Genomic DNA, 16,442 nt, shown 5'->3' with positions numbered 1-16,442 from the left:
CGATGCGCGCCGACTTTGCGCTGCCCAAGGGCGATCGCCGCAACGAGTTCCTGCGCGCGCGCATCAACGCCAATGGCGGGCTGGACCTGTTCCCGAACCAAAGCTCGGGCGTGCTGACCTCCACCGTGTGGGGCGACGGCCTGATCGACAACCCGCCCAACCAGCCGATCGCCCTGGGCGATATGGTGAGCTTCCTGCCGTTTGCCGGCCTGGTGTGAGGATGACCATGCAGATTGAATTGCGCTTCTTCGCCAGCGTGCGTGAACAACTGGGGACCTCGCAGGAGGTGACCACCGTGCCGGAGTCCGTGCGCACAGCGGGTGATGTGCGCCATTGGTTGATGGCGCGCGGCCCGGTGTGGGCTGAGGTTTTGGCCGAAGGCCGCGCCCTGCGCATGGCGGTGGACCACCAGATCGTGCCCGCTGATACCTCGATTCACGACGGCTGCGAGGTCGCGTTTTTCCCGCCCGTGACCGGCGGCTGAACCAGGGGGAGCGACCATGCCTGTCCGCGTCCAGGAAGCCGACTTCGACCTCGGCGCCGAGATCGCCGCGCTGCGCGCCGGCCGCCCGAACATCGGCGCGGTGGCCAGCTTCATCGGCACCGTGCGCGATATCAACGACGGCGCCGGTGTGTCGGAGATGGAGCTGGAGCACTATCCCGGCATGACCGAGAAGGCGCTCGCCAACATCGTCAGCGCCGCCATGCAGCGCTGGGAGCTGATCGATGCGCTGGTCATCCACCGTGTCGGCAAGCTCAAGCCGGAAGACCAGATCGTGCTGGTGGCGGTGGCCTCCAAGCATCGCGGCGAGTCCTTTGCCGCGTGCGAATTCATCATGGACTACCTCAAGAGCGAGGCGCCGTTCTGGAAGAAGGAACAGACGCCCGAGGGCGCGCGCTGGGTCGATGCGCGCGTGACCGATGACAAGGCGCTGGCGCGCTGGGGCATCGTCACCGACAACGCGGCGACAGCCGACCAAAATACCAAGAACAAGGACTCGGCCGCATGAGCGGAATGGGCTTTCTGGCAGTGGGCGTGGGGGCCGCACTGGGGGCATGGCTGCGCTGGTTTTTCGCGGTGCTGTGGAATGCCATCTATCCGGCGCTGCCCTACGGCACGCTGGCGGCCAACCTGCTCGGCGGCTACCTGATTGGCGTGGCGGTCGGCTTCTTCGACACGCACACGAGCCTGCCGCCGGAATGGCGCCTGCTGGCCGTGACCGGCTTCCTGGGCGGGCTGACGACGTTCTCCACGTTTTCCAGCGAGGTCATCGCCAACATCCTGGCCGGTGACTACGTGATCGGTGTGCTGCACATCGTGGCGCACCTGGGGGGCTCGCTGTTCCTGACGATGGTCGGACTGTGGAGCTACCGCGTGCTCTCCTGAGCGCGCAGCATCTGCAGCAACGCTGCATTCGTCGCATCCGGCCGCTCGAGATGCGGCGCATGCCCGGTGCCGGGGATGGTGGCGAAGCGCGCCGCCGGATGCAGTGCTAGCGTTGCGCGGCCAACGGCTGGCGCATAAAGGCGGCTGTGTTCTCCGTAGAGATGGAACAGCGGCCAGCGCGCCGCCTGCAGCAGCACGCGGAAATCCTGCCGGGCCATGTCTTCCCACAGTGCGGCCAGCGTGCCCGGTGTGCACTGGCGCATCATGCGCATCACGTCGCGCGTGCGCGCTGCGTCGGCTCGCGTACCTGCGGCCCATAGGCCGGCCGCGACCGGCGCCATCAAGCTTTCCCAATCCTGCCGAATGTGCTCCGCCATCTGCGCGGCTTGCGCTGTGTCGTAGCGGCCATGCAGTCCATGCGGCCAGTCCGCGCTGGTGACCAGGCGCGGCGTCATGTCGATGCTGCCGATCATGGCGATCGGCAGATCGGCGTGGCTGCGCATCAACTCCCACGCCACCATCGCCCCCATCGACCAGCCCACCACCACCGCGTCGTCGAGCGCCAGGTGGTGCATCAGCGCGGCCAAGTCGGCGGCCAGTCTGGCAATGGTCGCGCCGGATGGGCGCAACGCCGCCGACAAGCCATGCCCGGCGTGATCCGGCGCAATCACGCGGTAACCGTGTAACGCCAGCGCCCGCTGGCCATCAAACGCCTCGCCCGAGACCGACCACCCGTGCAGCAGCAACAGCGGCCGCCCGCTGCCGGCTTCGCGCCAGCCAGGCAGCCCAGCGCGCGCGGCGGACTCCACGAAGGCAGGCGGCGCACCACACGTGGGCGACGAAGACGAAACTTCCACCGACAGGTTCCTTGGCAATGAGGGGCTCGGCATGACCGTCAGGTCCGGGAAAGCCATCTATTGACATCCCGATTTCGGGCTTTATATCATGAAACATGAATCACTTATCATGTTTTTGCGGCAAGCCCAATCCGGGCCAGCCGGCGTAGCGAGGTGTGGATGTCTCAAGCCGATTCCGACGTTTCCCAACCCAAGACCGCACGTGGCCAGAAGACGCGCGAGTCATTGCTGCGCGCCGCTGAAAAGGTGTTTGGCGAGAAGGGCTACTACACCGCGTCGATCTCCGAGATCACGCAGGAAGCCGAGGTCGCCATGGGCACCTTCTACCTGTACTTCAAGGACAAGGAAGACATCTTCCGCGCGCTGGTGGCGCACATGCTGGAGCTGGTGCGCACGCACTTGCGCAAGCACGTTGCGGCGGCCACCTCGCAGATCGAGGCCGAGCGGCTCGGTCTGAAGGCGTTCCTGTCGTTCGTCTCGCGCCACAAGAACCTGTACCGCATCGTGCTCGATTCGTACTCGGTGGACGAAAGCATCTACCGCAGCTACTTCCAGGTCTTTGCCGACCTGTACACCCGCCGGCTTGGCGACGCCGAAGAGCAGGGCGAGATCGCGCCGGGCGATGCCGAGGTGCGCGCATGGTGCCTGATCGGCATCAGCAACTTCCTCGGCATGCGCTACGCGCTGTGGCAGAAGCCGGAATCGATGGACAAGGTGGTCGAGGCCGCGCATAGCCTGATCACCCACGGGCTGGAGGCGCGGTGAGCACGCCGGCCAGCGAGCTGGTCCTGTTCGAGCGCGTCGGTCGCACGGCCGTCGTGCGGCTGAACCGGCCGGCACGGCATAACAGCCTGGTGCCGGAACTGCTCGAAGGCTTGCTGGCCGCGCTCGACAAGGCAGAGGCCGATGCGCAAGTCCATGCGGTCGTCCTCACGCATGCGGGCCGCCATTTTTCCACCGGCGGCGATGTCGAGGCGCTGGCCTCCCAGGGCGATGCGTTGCCTGCTTACGCCGATCGCCTGCTGGACCTGCTGAACCAAACCATCCTGCGCCTGAGCGCGCTGCGCTGTCCGGTGATCGCGGCGGTGGAGGGCTGGCTGACCGGCGGCTCGCTGGGCCTGATGCTGGCGTGCGACATGGCGGTGCTGAGCCGCGACGTGCGCATCGCGCCGTACTACACCGTGGTCGGCTTCAGCCCTGACGGCGGCTGGACGGCCATGCTGCCACAACTGGTCGGTATGGCGCGCGCCCGGGCCTGGCAACTGAACAACACGACGCTGACGGCCGACGAGGCCGGCGCGCTTGGCCTGGCAGCCCGCGTGGTGGAATCAGGACACGCCGAGCGTACCGCCCTGGCACTGGCGGCAGGCCTGCAGGACAAGGCGCCCGGCAGCGTGGCGCACACGCGCGCTTTGCTGCGCTGGGATCAGCAGGCGCTGGCAGCCGGCCTGGAGCGCGAGCGCCTCGCCTTCGTCGCACAAGTCCAGACGCCGGAAGCCGCCGCCGGCATGCGCAGGTTTCTGGACAAGGGCAAGCGGCCATAGAGACGCAGCGCCCCGAGCAGGTTTCCATCCCATAAAAAAGCAGTGGAACCGAACCACCCAAGGAGACAACGATGCAACGCAACCGCACGGCCCTCAGTGTCGTAGCCCTGGCCGCCAGCCTGCTGGCCGCTAGTGGGCTGACCAGCAGCGCGCTGGCCAAGGACATCAAGATTGCCCACGTCTACGACAAGACCGGCGCGCTGGAGGCCTACGCCAAGCAGACGCAGACCGGCCTGATGATGGGCCTGGACTACGCCACCGGCGGCACCATGACGGTGGGCGGCAACAAGCTGGTGGTGATCGAGAAGGACACCCAGGGCAAGCCCGACGTGGCCAAGGCCCAGCTGGCCGCCGCGTACAGCGACGACCACGCCGACATCGCGGTCGGCCCGACGTCGTCCGGCACCGCGCTGGCCATGCTGCCGGTGGCGGAGGAGTACAAGAAGATCCTGCTGGTGGAGCCTGCCGTGGCCGACTCCATCACCGGTGACAAGTGGAACCGCTACATCTTCCGCACCGGCCGCAACTCGTCGCAGGATGCGATCGCCAATGCGGTGGCGTTGGACAAGCCCGGCGTGCAGATCGCCACGCTGGCGCAGGACTACGCCTTCGGCCGCGACGGTGTGAAGGCGTTCAAAGGCGCGCTCAAGAACGCCAAGGTCGTGCATGAGGAGTATCTGCCGACCAGCACCACCGACTTCACCGCCGGCGCGCAGCGGCTGTTCGATTCGCTCAAGGACAAGCCGGGCCGCAAGATCATCTTCATCATCTGGGCCGGCGCGGGCAACCCGTTCAAGATCGCCGATCTGGACCCGAAGCGCTACGGCATCGAGATCGCCAGCGGCGGCAACATCCTGCCGGCCATGTCGGCGTACAAGAACCTGCCGGGCATGGAAGGGGCGACGTACTACTACTTCGGTATCCCCAAGAACAAGGTCAACGAGTGGCTGGTCTCGACGCACTACAACAAGTTCAAGACACCGCCTGACTTCTTCACGGCGGGCGGCATGGCGGCCGGCATCGCGCTGGTGGAGGCGCTCAAGAAGACCGGCGGCGATACCGGCACCGAGAAGCTGATCTCGAGCATGGAAGGCCTGTCGTTCGACACGCCCAAGGGCAAGATGACCTTCCGCAAGGAAGACCACCAGGCCATGCAGTCGATGTACCACTTCAAGATCAAGGTGGACCCGGCGTTTGCGTGGGGCGTGCCGGAGCTGGTCCGCGAGATCAAGCCCGAAGAGATGAACGTGCCGATCCGCAATCACCGCTGATGGCCGTGAGCGCCACCTCAAACACCGCCCAGGGCACGCCCGCGCTGGAGACGCGCGGGCTGACCATCCGCTTTGGCGGCCACGTGGCCGTCAACTCGGTGTCGTGCGCGTTCCGCCCCGGGGAGCTGACCTGCATCGTCGGCCCCAACGGCGCGGGCAAGACCACGTACTTCAACCTGATCTCCGGCCAGTTGCCGCCCATCGCCGGGCAGATCCTGCTGAACGGCGAGGACGTGACGCGCTTGGCCGTTTCGGCCAAGACGCGCCGTGGCATCGGCCGCGCGTTCCAGCTCACCAGCCTGTTCCCGAACCTGCCGGTGCTGGAGAACGTGCGGCTGGCGGTGCAGGCGAGGGCGCATCGCGGGCTGGACCTGTTCTCGGTGTGGAGCAGCCACCGCGCCATCCGTGAAGAGGCGATGGTGTGCCTGGCACGCGTGGCCCTGGCCGACAAGCGCAACGTGCCGGTGGCCTCGCTGTCCCACGGCGACCAGCGCAAGCTGGAGGTCGCCATCCTGCTCGCGCTGCAACCGCGCATCTTCATGTTCGACGAACCGACTGCGGGGATGAGCGTGGACGAGGTGCCCGTGATCCTCGACCTGATCCACGAGATCAAGCAGGACAAGAGCAAGACCGTGCTGCTGGTCGAGCACAAGATGGACGTGGTGCGCTCGCTGGCCGACCGCATCATCGTGCTGCACAACGGCACGCTGATGGCCGATGGCGACCCGGCCGAGGTCATAGCCTCTCCCATCGTGCAGCAGGCCTATCTGGGCACGGTGGAACCGGTTGCGGAGGTGGCGCATGGCTGAAACTGCAAGCAGACCGATCCTGCGCTTGCGGGACGTCCAGACCCATATCGGGCCGTACCACATCCTGCACGGCGTGAGCTTCGAGGTGCCGCGCGGCGGCGTGACGATGCTGCTCGGGCGCAACGGCGCGGGCAAGACCACCACGCTGCGCACCATCATGGGCCTGTGGCAGGCCAGCGCGGGGCGGGTGGAGTTCGACGGCGCAGACATCACGAAGCGGCACACGCCGGCCATCGCCCAGCGCGGCATTGCTTACGTGCCCGAGAACATGGGCGTGTTCTCCGACCTGACCGTCGCAGAGAACATGCGGCTGGCCGCGCGCGGCGGCCCCATCGATGAGCAGCGCCTGGACTGGGTGTTCCGCATGTTCCCCGCGCTCAAGATCTTCTGGCACCAGCGCGCGGGCGTGCTCTCGGGCGGGCAGAAGCAGATGCTGTCGGTGGCTCGCGCGATGATCGAGCCGCGTAAGCTGCTGATCGTCGACGAGCCGACCAAGGGGCTGGCGCCGGCCATCATCCAGAACATGATCGCGGTGTTCCGGGAGCTGAAGCAGACCGAGGTCTCCATCCTGCTGGTGGAGCAGAACTTCCACATGGCCAAGTCGGTGGGCGACACGGTGGCCGTGATGGATGACGGCAAAACCGTGCATGCCGGCCGCATGGCCGCGTTGGCCGAAGACGAAGCGCTGCAGCAGCGGCTGCTGGGCCTCTCGCTGGCGGCGCACCAATGAACGGCGGCGCCATGCAATCGCAGCGCTCCACGGAGCCACCCCAGATGACCACTTCCACCAGCGTGCCGGCTGCGCCTGCGGCACCCGCAAACCTGCCCAAGGTCCGCCTCGACTGGACGCCGCTGGCGCTGGCCCCGCTGCTGATGCTGGTGGCGCTGCCGCTGGTGGGCAGCACCTCGACCTGGCTCACGCTCACCATCGCCGGGCTGGCGATGGGCATGATCATCTTCGTGGTGTCGTCGGGTTTGACGCTCGTGTTTGGCCTGATGGATGTGCTGAACTTCGGGCACGGCGCCTTCATCGCGTTGGGCGCGTACGTGGCGGCCTCGGTGCTGCTGCCGATGCAAGGGTGGGTGGAGGCCGATAGCCTCGCGCTCAACCTGGGCGTGTTCGCGCTCGCCATTGCAGCGGCCATGGTCGCAGCCGGCGCCGTCGGCCTGTTCTTCGAGCGCGTGGTGGTGCGCCCCGTGTACGGCCAGCATCTCAAGCAGATCCTCATCACCATGGGCGGCATGATCGTCGCCGAGCAGCTGATCAAGGCCATCTGGGGCCCGGAGACGATCGCGCTGCAGGTGCCCGCCACCTTCCGGGGTGCCGTGCTGCTGGGCGATGCCGCCATCGAGAAATACCGCCTCATCGCGGTGGTGCTGGGCCTGCTGATCTTCGTGGCGATGCTGCTGGTGCTCAACCGCACGCGCATCGGCCTGCTGATTCGCGCCGGGGTGGAGAACCGCGAGATGGTCGAGTCGCTCGGCTACCGAATCCGCCGGCTGTTCATCGGCGTGTTCGTGGTGGGCGCGGCGCTGGCGGGGCTGGGTGGCGTGCTGTGGGGGCTGTACCAGCAGAACATCACGGCGGCGATCGGCGCGCAGGTCAATGTGCTGATCTTCATCGTCATCATCATCGGCGGGCTGGGGTCGACCACCGGGTGCTTCATCGGCGCGGTGCTGGTGGGGCTGATGGCCAACTACACGGGCTTCCTGTTCCCCAAGGTGGCGCTGTTCTCGAACATCCTGCTGATGATGCTGATCCTGCTGTGGCGGCCGCAGGGTTTGTATCCGGTGGCCAAGCGCTGAGGAGGGCACCACCATGATCAACATGCTCTCTGGCGATCTGCCCCGCAGCCGCACGCTGACTGTGCTGCTGGTCCTCATCCTGCTCGCGCTGCTGTGCGCGCCGTTCCTGTTTCCGGGCGCGCGCGCGCTGAACATGGCGGCCAAGATCTGCATCTTCGTCGTGCTGGTGGCGAGCTACGACCTGTTGCTCGGTTACACCGGCGTCGTGTCGTTCGCGCACACGATGTTCTTCGGCATCGGCGGCTACGGCGTGGCGATCGCCATGTCGAACCTGGAGCCGGGGTGGGGCGCGCTGCTGGTCGGCACGCTGGGCGCCGTGGCGGTGTCGGCGGTGCTGGCCTTCGTGATCGGGCTGTTCTCGCTGCGGGTGCGGGCGATCTTCTTCGCCATGATCACGCTGGCGGTAGCCAGCGCCTTTGCCACGCTGGTCTCGCAGCTCTCCGATTGGACCGGAGGTGAGGACGGCCTGACCTTCAAGGTGCCCGAACTGCTGACACCCGGTTTCTCGGTGGGCGATGCCGAGTGGTTTGGCGTGCCGCTCAACGGCAAGCTGCTGTCGTATTACTTCGTGCTGGTGTGCGCGGTGGTGCTGTTCCTGATGCTGCTGCGGCTGGTCAACTCGCCGTTCGGGCGCGTGCTGCAGGCCATCCGCGAGAACGATTTCCGCGCCGAGGCCATCGGCTACCGCACCGTGGTCTATCGCACGGTATCGACGGTGTTGTCCGCCGTGTTCGCCACGCTGGCGGGCGTGCTGATGGCGCTCTGGCTGCGCTACAACGGGCCGGACACGTCGCTGTCGTTCGAGATCATGGTCGACATCCTGCTGATCGTCGTGATCGGCGGCATGGGCACGGTGTATGGCTCGGTCATCGGTACCACGCTGTTCCTGCTGGCACAGACCTACCTGCAGGACGTGATGAAGCTCGCCAGCGATGCGACTGCTGCTGTGCCGCTGCTGTCGAACCTGCTGCACCCGGATCGCTGGCTGCTGTGGCTCGGCCTGCTGTTCATCCTGAGCGTCTACTACTTCCCGCAGGGCGTGGTGGGTCGCCTCCGTGGTCACCGGGGCAGCCACGACACGCACGAGATCGCTTCGTAAATTCCATCTAGTAGTCGACGCATCCTGACCGAGGTCTCCGATATGTACGTCGTCGATTGGCTGCACAAGAACGCCCAGCACACGCCCGACAAGGTGGCCTTGGTCGATGTCGACTCCGGCCGCCGCGTCACCTACCGGCAGTTCGATGAACGCGCCAGCCGCTTTGCCGAAGTGCTGACGCAGCAACTGAAGCTGGCGCCCGGCGCGCGCGTGGCCGTGCTGGCGCACAACAGCGCGGCGTACTTCGAGATGCTGTACGGCTGCGCCAAAGCAGGCTTGGTGATGGTCTGCCTGAACTGGCGCCTGCCGGTGACGGAGCTGCTGCCGATCCTGCAGGACTGCGCGCCCGATGTGCTGGTCGCAGGCGATGGCTTCCTCGACGTGGCGGCGGAGCTGAACCGCGCACGGCCGCTGCGTGCCGTGCTCTACCTCGCAGGCGGCAAGGCGGTCGATGCCCCCGTTGGCTGGCTCGAATTCGAAGCCGCATTGGCCTCCGCCTCCGGCACCATCATCGAGACGCCGTGCCGCGACGAGCACGCCGTCTGGCACCTGCTCTACACCTCCGGCACCACCGGCCGCCCCAAGGGTGTCATCCAGACCTACGGCATGGTGTTCTTCAACGCCGTCAACGCCATGCTCGCCAACAAGATCACGCGCGACGACGTGTTCCTGAGCGTGCTGCCGTTCTTCCACACCGGCGGGTTGAACCTGTACGCCAACCCCGTGCTGCATGCGGGCGGCACGGTGCACATCCTGCGCCAGTTCGACGCGCAGGTGACGCTCGATAAGCTCGACCGCCGCTCGGGCGAGGGCATCACGATGTTCTTCGCGGTGCCGGCGGTGTACCTGTTCCTGAGCCAGCATCCTGAATTTGCCCAGGCGGATTTCTCCGCCATCCGCAACATGTCGGCCGGCGGCTCGCCGGTGCCGCAGCCGCTGCTGCAGGCCTACCTGGACAAGGGCGTGACGATCTGCTTCGGCTTCGGCATGACGGAGACCGGCCCCACCGTGTTCGTTTGCGACGAGGCCACGGCGTGCCGCAAGATCGGCACCATCGGCAAACCGGTCGGCTCGATGCTCACGCGCGTGGTCGATGCGCTGGGCGCGGACGTCGCTCCCGGCGAGCGCGGCGAGCTGCTCATCAAAGGCCCCGGCGTGACCCCCGGCTACTGGAACCTGCCCGAGGCCACCACCGCCGCCATCCAGGATGGCTGGCTGCACTCCGGCGACATCGCCTACGTGGACGACGACGGCGACTACTACATCGTCGACCGCGCCAAGGACATGTTCATCTCCGGCGGCGAGAACGTGTACCCCGCCGAGGTCGAGAACGTGCTGTTCCAATTGCCCGAAGTGGCCGAGGCAGCCGTCATCGGCACGACCGATGCGCGCTGGGGCGAGGTCGGCGTGGCGATGGTGGTGGTGCGCGCCGGTGCGGCACTCGACGCCGATGCGGTCATCGCCCATTGCAAGGCCAAGCTGGCCGGCTACAAGGTGCCGCGCCACGTGCGCTTTATCGACGTGCTGCCGCGCACGCCGTCCGGCAAGGTGGAAAAGCACAAGCTGCGCGCGCAGTTTGCCGCGCACTGAGCCGGCGCGCGTACCGCGCCTCCTTCAACGCATCTCGAGATTGCATCCATGCAGACGCCTACCCAGCGCGTGCTCACCCAGGCGGATTTCAACCGCTTTGCCGCGCTCTCCCGCGATGACAATCCCATCCACTGCGACGCCGCCTTCGCCAAGACCACGCACTTTGGCGCGACAGTGGCGCACGGCATGTTCCTGTTCTCGCTGCTGTCCGCGCAGATGACGCGCAGCTTGCCGTTGCCGGCGCTGCCCATCGCGCAAACGTTGATGTTCCCGCGCCCCACGTTCGTGGCCGATGGCGTGGCGGCGGTGCTGGCGCTGCGGACGTCACCGGGGCCGCTGCAGATCGCACTGGAGACCGAAATCCGTTGCCTGCAGCGCGGCGGCGACACGCTGGCCGACCCCGAGGCCCAGGTGACCGCCCACGGGCAGGCGCAGTTGCTGCTCGACGCCGACGCCATCGCGCTCGCCGCCCAGGCAGCTTCCGCACCGATTGGCGAGGCCGCACAACCGGCCGGCGACGCTGCGCTCTACCACCTGCGCGTCGGCCAGACAGCCCAGGCGACACGCGCCTTCACGACCGCCGACATCGACGAATACGCCGCGCTGGCGGGGGATCGCAACCTGTTCTATACCGACGCTGTGTTCGCGCGTTCTCGTGGTTTCGATGGCGCGCTGGTGCCGCTGCCGCTGCTGGCGGGCATGTTCTCCGACTTGTTGGGCACGCGCTTGCCTGGGCGGGGAACGGGCTGGATGAAGCAGTCGCTGCGGCTGTGCTCGGCGGCACTGGTGGACGAGCCGCTCACGGCGTTGGTGCGCATCGTGCGGCTGCGTGCCGACAAGGCGCTGGTCAACCTCGCCACCGAGGTACGCGGCGCCGATGGTCGGCTCGTGCTGCACGGCGAAGCGCTGGTGCTGGTGCGCAACCTGGAAGACAAGCGCGCGGAGGCGGCGGCGTAGCGATTGGGTTTGGCAGTCTCGTTGCAGTTGGATTCGTCGGACAGAACATCAAGAACACAGGGAGACGATATGAAAGCAACACAAGGAAAACGCCTGCGCGTTGCGCTGTTGGCGGCAATTGCAGCGTCCGGTGTCATCGGCCTGGTCAGTTGTGGCGGCGGCAACGAAAGCAGCAACACGCCGGTCAACGTCAAGCCGTCGTTCGTCGGCACCGTCACGGTCACGCATTTCGATGGCGTGAGCGATGACCTGCTGACGGCCGGCCTGGGCGCTTCCGGGCTGGCTTCGGCCACCGCGCCGACGGTCGCCAGCCCGACCGCGCCGACCGCCGCCGAACTGCGCCGCCTCGCCATCTACAACAACTACCGCGCGCTGGTCGACACCAAAGCCAACGGCGGTTACGGCACGCTCTACGGCCCGAACGTCGATGCCAACGGCAACGTCACCGCCGGCAGCGGCATGGTCCCCGGCGTGGAATACGTCGCGTATTCCGACGATGGCTCCGGCCAGCAGAACGTGGTGTTGCTGATCCAGATCCCGGACGCCTTCGACCCGGCCAACCCGTGCATCATCACGGCCACGTCGTCGGGCTCGCGCGGCATCTACGGCGCCATCTCGACCGGCGAATGGGGGCTCAAGCGCAAGTGCGCGGTCGCCTATACCGACAAGGGCACGGGCGCCGGTCCGCATGACTTGGCGACCGATACGGTGCCGCTGCAGGACGGCACGCGCACCACGCGCGCGGCGGCCGGCAGCAAGGCGCAGTTTGCCGCGCCGCTCACCAGCAGCCAGCTCGCCACATTCAATGCGACCACGCCGAACCGGCTGGCCTTCAAGCACGCGCACTCGCAGCGCAACCCCGAGAAGGACTGGGGCCTGTTCACGCTGCAGGCCGTGCAGTTCGCGTTCTGGGCCATCAACGACAAGCTGGGCGTGCCCACGACCGGCAGCCAACTGACGGTGCGGCCGAACAACACCATCGTGATCGCCTCCAGCGTGTCGAACGGCGGCGGCGCGGCCCTTGCGGCGGCGGAGCAGGACACCAACAACCTGATCGGCGGTGTGGCCGTGGGCGAGCCCGGGCTGAACCTGCCGGCCTCGGCCAACGTGCAGGTGCAGCGCGGCGGCGTGGCGCTGCCGGTGAGCGGCAAGCCGCTGTTCGATTACGTGAGCTACGCCAACGAGTTCCGCCTGTGCGCGGCGCTGTCGGCCAGCGTATCCGCCGCGCCGGCGCAGTCATTCTTTGCCGCCAATATCGGCTGGCCGACCAGCGTGCAGGCCAACCGCTGCGCCGCGCTGCATGCCAACGGTTTGCTGTCGTCCGGCACCACGGCCGCGCAGGCGGATGAAGCCCTGCAGAAGCTGCACACCTTCGGCTGGGAGCCCGAATCCGACCTCGTGCACGCCTCCATGGCGTACTTCGAGATTGATCCGTCGGTGGCCACCACCTTCGGCAACGCGCTGGCGCGTTCCAGCGTGCTCGACAACCTGTGCAACTTCAGCTTTGCCGCAGTCGATGCATCCTTCCACCCGACCACGGTGAATGCCACGGCGCTGGCGCAACTGGCCGCCACCGGCAATGGCATCCCGCCGACGACCGGCGTGCAGCTGATCAACAACCTCGCGCAGGGCGGGGCCACGCAGAGCAAGCAGTCGGTCGATTCGTCCAGCACGCAGGCGGCCAACCTGGACGGTGCGATCTGCCTGCGCAACCTGCTGACCGGCGGCGACGCCACGTCGCAGGCGCTACAACTCGGCCTGTCGCAGACGCTGCGCACCGGCAACCTGCGGGGCAAGCCGGCGCTGATCGTGCAAGGCCGCAGCGATGCCTTGCTGCCGGTCAACCACGGGTCGCGACCGTACCTGGGGCTGAATGCCCAGGCCGACGCCAGCAGCAAGCTCTCGTATATCGAAGTGATGAACGCGCAGCATTTCGACGGCTTCATCGACCTGGTGCCCGGCTACGACACGTTGTTCGTGCCGCTGGTGGTGTATGAGCAACGTGCGCTGGATGCGGTGTACGCCAACCTGAAGAACGGCACGCCGCTGCCGCCGTCGCAGGTGGTGCGCACCACGGCACGTGGCGGCACGGCGGGCTCGGCGCCGCCCATCACGTCGGCCAACGTGCCGAACTTCACCATGACGCCGGCGGCGGCCGACCGCATCTCGGTCAACGTGACAGCAGGCGTGGCGACGGTCTCGGTGCCGAACTGACGGGCAGGCTGCAGCACATCGGGCGGCGGCACGTCGGAAGGCGCGCCGCCGCTTGGGCTGCTTGACTTTGCACAAATCTGCATGAAAACCGGAGTTTTCATGCTTGAAATGCCACCGACGCACCCTATCTTTCGGAACAGTGAAACATTTTCCGCAAGGGGTTTTTAATGCGTTTGGACAAACTGACCACCCGCTTCCAGGAAGCGCTGGCCGACGCGCAGAGCCTGGCGTTGGGCAACGACAATCCGTATATCGAACCGGTCCACCTGCTGCTGGCCATGCTGCGCCAGCCGGATGGGGCCACCAAGAACCTGCTGTCGCGCGCCGGCGTCAATGCCAAGGGGCTCGAAGTCGCGCTCGACAACGCCATCAAGCGCCTGCCGCAAGTGCAGGGTGGCGAACAGGTGCAAGTGGGTCGTGACCTGGGCAGCCTGCTGCAACAGACCGAGAAAGAAGGCATCAAGCGCGGCGACCAGTTCATCGCCAGCGAGCTGTTCCTGCTGGCCGTGGCCGACGACAAGGGCGAGGCCGGCCGCATCGCACGCGAGCATGGCCTGGCACGCAAGGCACTGGAAGCCGCCATCGACGCCGTGCGCGGCGGCCAGACCATCGGCAGCGCCGAGGCCGAGAGCCAGCGCGAGGCGCTCAAGAAGTACACCATCGACCTGACCGAGATGGCCCGCATCGGCAAGCTCGACCCCGTCATCGGCCGCGATGACGAAATCCGCCGCGCCATCCAGATCCTGCAACGCCGCACCAAGAACAACCCGGTGCTGATCGGCGAGCCGGGCGTGGGCAAGACCGCCATCGTCGAGGGGCTGGCGCAGCGCATCGTCAATGAAGAGGTGCCCGAAAGCCTGAAGAACAAGCGTGTGCTGGTGCTCGACATGGCGGGCCTGCTGGCCGGCGCCAAGTACCGCGGCGAGTTCGAGGAACGCCTGAAGGCCGTGCTCAACGACATCGCCAAGGAAGAGGGCCGGACGATCCTCTTCATCGACGAGATCCACACCATGGTGGGCGCGGGCAAGGCCGAGGGCGCGATGGATGCCGGCAACATGCTCAAGCCGGCGCTGGCGCGCGGCGAGCTGCACTGCATCGGCGCGACCACGCTGGATGAATACCGCAAGTACATCGAGAAGGATGCCGCGCTGGAGCGCCGCTTCCAGAAGGTGCTTGTCGACGAGCCGAGCGTGGAGGCGACCATCGCCATCTTGCGTGGCCTGCAGGAGAAGTACGAACTGCACCACGGCGTGGAGATCACCGACCCGGCGATCGTTGCGGCGGCTGAACTGAGCCACCGCTACATCACCGACCGCTTCCTGCCGGACAAGGCCATCGACCTGATCGACGAGGCCGGCGCGCGCATCAAGATGGAAATCGACTCGAAGCCCGAGGCGATGGACAAGCTCGACCGCCGCCTGATCCAGCTCAAGATCGAACGCGAAGCCGTCAAGAAGGAAACCGACGAAGCCTCGCAAAAGCGCCTGGAGCTGATCGAGCAGGAGATCGAGCGGCTGCAGAAGGAATACGCCGACCTGGAAGAGATCTGGAAGGCCGAGAAGGGCGCCGCGCAAGGTGCGGCCACGCTCAAGGAAGAGATCGACAAGATCAAGCTGGAGATTGCCAAGCTGCAGCGCGAAGGCAAGCTCGACAAGGTGGCCGAGCTGCAATACGGCAAGCTGCCCGAGCTGGAAGGCAAGCTGAAGGCCGCGACCGCCGCCGAGGCGAGCGGCCACAAGCAGCCGAACAAGCTGCTGCGCACGCAGGTGGGCGCCGAAGAGATCGCCGAGGTGGTCAGCCGCGCTACGGGCATCCCCGTGGCGAAGATGATGACCGGCGAGCGCGAGAAGCTGCTCAAGATGGAAGACCACCTGCACCAGCGCGTGGTCGGCCAGGACGAGGCCGTGCGCCTGGTGTCGGACGCCATCCGCCGCTCGCGCGCCGGCATCTCGGACGAGAACAAGCCCTACGGCTCGTTCCTGTTCCTGGGCCCGACGGGCGTGGGCAAGACCGAGCTGTGCAAGGCGCTGGCCGGCTTCCTGTTCGACTCGGAAGAGCACCTGATCCGCATCGACATGAGCGAGTTCATGGAGAAGCATTCCGTGAGCCGCCTGATCGGCGCGCCCCCGGGCTATGTCGGCTACGAGGAAGGCGGCTACCTGACCGAAGCCGTGCGTCGCAAGCCGTATAGCGTGGTGCTGCTCGATGAAGTCGAGAAGGCCCACCCGGATGTCTTCAACGTGCTGCTGCAAGTGCTGGACGATGGTCGCCTGACCGATGGCCAGGGCCGCACGGTGGACTTCAAGAACACGGTGATCGTGATGACGTCCAACCTCGGCTCGCAGCTGATCCAGTCGATGACGGGTGAAGGCGAACCGTTCGACGTGATCAAGGGCGCGGTGTGGCAGGAGGTGAAGACGCATTTCCGGCCCGAGTTCCTGAACCGGATCGATGAGGTGGTGGTGTTCCACTCGCTCGATCAGAGCAACATCGAGTCGATTGCGCGGATTCAGCTCAAGCGGCTGGCGGCGCGGTTGGCGCATATGGATCTGACGCTGGAGATCACCGACAACGCGGTGGCCAAGCTGGCCTCGGCGGGCTATGACCCGGTGTTTGGGGCGCGGCCGTTGAAGCGTGCGATTCAGCAGCAGATTGAGAATCCGGTGGCGCGGATGATCCTGGAGGGGAAGTACTCGCCCAAGGATGTGGTGCCGGTGGATTATCACGATGGGCAGTTCACGTTTGAGCGTGTAGTGCACTGAAGCGCTGCTTGGAACTGAAAAGCCGCTCTGGAGTTATCCAGGGCGGCTTTTTTTTGTTTTTGCTCCTGCCGGGGCTTGGTGTTGGTGGTCCACCTCCCTTTCGCCCCCTGCCGGGGCCGACTCACTTTCTTTGTCTTGCCAAAGAA

15 protein-coding genes and 1 pseudogene are annotated in these 16,442 nt (G+C 66.5%); 15 read left to right on the top strand and 1 reads right to left on the bottom strand.

What is annotated here, in order from left to right; all coding sequences use genetic code 11:
* The 4 genes and pseudogenes from QZ609_RS15485 to crcB form a co-directional block, all read left to right on the top strand.
* Nucleotides 1-218, top strand: a pseudogene (locus QZ609_RS15485) (molybdopterin molybdenumtransferase MoeA); the annotation flags it as partial.
* 8 nt (nucleotides 219-226) lie between these two features.
* Nucleotides 227-484, top strand: a complete 258-nt coding sequence (moaD, locus tag QZ609_RS15480) for a molybdopterin converting factor subunit 1 (protein WP_295496548.1) — start codon at nucleotides 227-229, stop codon at nucleotides 482-484.
* Between the two features lie 16 nt (nucleotides 485-500).
* Nucleotides 501-1,010: a molybdenum cofactor biosynthesis protein MoaE gene (locus QZ609_RS15475; protein WP_295496545.1), complete on the top strand. Its 510-nt coding sequence runs from the start codon at nucleotides 501-503 to the stop codon at nucleotides 1,008-1,010.
* Nucleotides 1,007-1,387 carry a fluoride efflux transporter CrcB gene (crcB, locus tag QZ609_RS15470; RefSeq protein WP_295496542.1) on the top strand — a complete coding sequence of 127 codons (381 nt, stop codon included), beginning with the start codon at nucleotides 1,007-1,009 and terminating at the stop codon, nucleotides 1,385-1,387. Before QZ609_RS15475 ends, crcB begins: the two co-directional genes overlap by 4 nt.
* Here crcB and QZ609_RS15465 read toward each other — a convergent pair.
* Entirely contained in the window at nucleotides 1,369-2,301 is a 933-nt protein-coding gene (locus QZ609_RS15465) for an alpha/beta hydrolase (protein WP_295496540.1), read from the bottom strand. The genes crcB and QZ609_RS15465 overlap by 19 nt on opposite strands.
* Nucleotides 2,302-2,403: 102 nt before the next feature.
* Between QZ609_RS15465 and QZ609_RS15460 the strand changes: the two genes are divergently transcribed.
* From QZ609_RS15460 to clpB, 11 genes are all read left to right on the top strand, one after another.
* Nucleotides 2,404-3,009, top strand: a complete 606-nt coding sequence (locus QZ609_RS15460; RefSeq protein WP_295496538.1) for a TetR/AcrR family transcriptional regulator — start codon at nucleotides 2,404-2,406, stop codon at nucleotides 3,007-3,009.
* Nucleotides 3,006-3,788 (top strand): enoyl-CoA hydratase/isomerase family protein, encoded by a 783-nt coding sequence (locus tag QZ609_RS15455; protein WP_295496535.1) that lies wholly within the window; start codon nucleotides 3,006-3,008, stop codon nucleotides 3,786-3,788. The genes QZ609_RS15460 and QZ609_RS15455 overlap by 4 nt, the downstream gene beginning before the upstream one ends.
* Before the next feature lie 71 nt (nucleotides 3,789-3,859).
* Nucleotides 3,860-5,059, top strand: coding sequence for a substrate-binding domain-containing protein (locus QZ609_RS15450; RefSeq protein ID WP_295496532.1), 1,200 nt, complete (start codon nucleotides 3,860-3,862; stop codon nucleotides 5,057-5,059).
* 5 nt (nucleotides 5,060-5,064) lie between these two features.
* On the top strand, nucleotides 5,065-5,868 hold the full coding sequence (locus QZ609_RS15445; protein WP_295496530.1) for an ABC transporter ATP-binding protein: 804 nt from the start codon (nucleotides 5,065-5,067) through the stop codon (nucleotides 5,866-5,868).
* Nucleotides 5,861-6,598 (top strand): ABC transporter ATP-binding protein, encoded by a 738-nt coding sequence (locus tag QZ609_RS15440; RefSeq protein ID WP_295496527.1) that lies wholly within the window; start codon nucleotides 5,861-5,863, stop codon nucleotides 6,596-6,598. The genes QZ609_RS15445 and QZ609_RS15440 overlap by 8 nt, the downstream gene beginning before the upstream one ends.
* A 44-nt stretch (nucleotides 6,599-6,642) precedes the next feature.
* The gene (locus QZ609_RS15435) at nucleotides 6,643-7,674 is read left to right on the top strand and encodes a branched-chain amino acid ABC transporter permease (RefSeq protein ID WP_295496524.1); all 1,032 of its coding nucleotides are present in this window, start codon (nucleotides 6,643-6,645) and stop codon (nucleotides 7,672-7,674) included.
* A gap of 13 nt (nucleotides 7,675-7,687) precedes the next feature.
* Nucleotides 7,688-8,773: a branched-chain amino acid ABC transporter permease gene (locus QZ609_RS15430; RefSeq protein ID WP_295496521.1), complete on the top strand. Its 1,086-nt coding sequence runs from the start codon at nucleotides 7,688-7,690 to the stop codon at nucleotides 8,771-8,773.
* A 42-nt stretch (nucleotides 8,774-8,815) separates the two neighbouring features.
* A complete protein-coding gene (locus tag QZ609_RS15425) occupies nucleotides 8,816-10,363 on the top strand; it encodes a long-chain fatty acid--CoA ligase (RefSeq protein WP_295496518.1) in 1,548 nt (515 codons plus the stop codon).
* A gap of 48 nt (nucleotides 10,364-10,411) precedes the next feature.
* On the top strand, nucleotides 10,412-11,320 hold the full coding sequence (locus tag QZ609_RS15420) for a MaoC/PaaZ C-terminal domain-containing protein (RefSeq protein ID WP_295496515.1): 909 nt from the start codon (nucleotides 10,412-10,414) through the stop codon (nucleotides 11,318-11,320).
* A 69-nt stretch (nucleotides 11,321-11,389) separates the two neighbouring features.
* Complete coding sequence (locus QZ609_RS15415; RefSeq protein WP_295496512.1) at nucleotides 11,390-13,534, top strand: 3-hydroxybutyrate oligomer hydrolase family protein; 2,145 nt, start codon at nucleotides 11,390-11,392, stop codon at nucleotides 13,532-13,534.
* A 167-nt stretch (nucleotides 13,535-13,701) separates the two neighbouring features.
* On the top strand, nucleotides 13,702-16,296 hold the full coding sequence (gene clpB, locus QZ609_RS15410; protein ID WP_295496508.1) for an ATP-dependent chaperone ClpB: 2,595 nt from the start codon (nucleotides 13,702-13,704) through the stop codon (nucleotides 16,294-16,296).
* Nucleotides 16,297-16,442: the final 146 nt, after the last annotated feature.

The organism is uncultured Ralstonia sp., assembly GCA_913056305.1.
GTDB lineage: Bacteria > Pseudomonadota > Gammaproteobacteria > Burkholderiales > Burkholderiaceae > Ralstonia.
This window is presented reverse-complemented; position numbering and strand designations above follow the sequence as displayed.

Coding starts and splice junctions, on each gene's coding strand:
- QZ609_RS15475 (WP_295496545.1), top strand. CDS start 501: ATGCCTGTCCGCGTCCAGGAAGCCGACTTCGACCTCGGCGCCGAGATC.
- QZ609_RS15435 (WP_295496524.1), top strand. CDS start 6,643: ATGACCACTTCCACCAGCGTGCCGGCTGCGCCTGCGGCACCCGCAAAC.
- QZ609_RS15460 (WP_295496538.1), top strand. CDS start 2,404: ATGTCTCAAGCCGATTCCGACGTTTCCCAACCCAAGACCGCACGTGGC.
- QZ609_RS15420 (WP_295496515.1), top strand. CDS start 10,412: ATGCAGACGCCTACCCAGCGCGTGCTCACCCAGGCGGATTTCAACCGC.
- crcB (WP_295496542.1), top strand. CDS start 1,007: ATGAGCGGAATGGGCTTTCTGGCAGTGGGCGTGGGGGCCGCACTGGGG.
- moaD (WP_295496548.1), top strand. CDS start 227: ATGCAGATTGAATTGCGCTTCTTCGCCAGCGTGCGTGAACAACTGGGG.
- QZ609_RS15430 (WP_295496521.1), top strand. CDS start 7,688: ATGATCAACATGCTCTCTGGCGATCTGCCCCGCAGCCGCACGCTGACT.
- QZ609_RS15465 (WP_295496540.1), bottom strand. CDS start 2,301: ATGGCTTTCCCGGACCTGACGGTCATGCCGAGCCCCTCATTGCCAAGG.
- QZ609_RS15415 (WP_295496512.1), top strand. CDS start 11,390: ATGAAAGCAACACAAGGAAAACGCCTGCGCGTTGCGCTGTTGGCGGCA.
- QZ609_RS15450 (WP_295496532.1), top strand. CDS start 3,860: ATGCAACGCAACCGCACGGCCCTCAGTGTCGTAGCCCTGGCCGCCAGC.
- QZ609_RS15440 (WP_295496527.1), top strand. CDS start 5,861: ATGGCTGAAACTGCAAGCAGACCGATCCTGCGCTTGCGGGACGTCCAG.
- QZ609_RS15425 (WP_295496518.1), top strand. CDS start 8,816: ATGTACGTCGTCGATTGGCTGCACAAGAACGCCCAGCACACGCCCGAC.
- clpB (WP_295496508.1), top strand. CDS start 13,702: ATGCGTTTGGACAAACTGACCACCCGCTTCCAGGAAGCGCTGGCCGAC.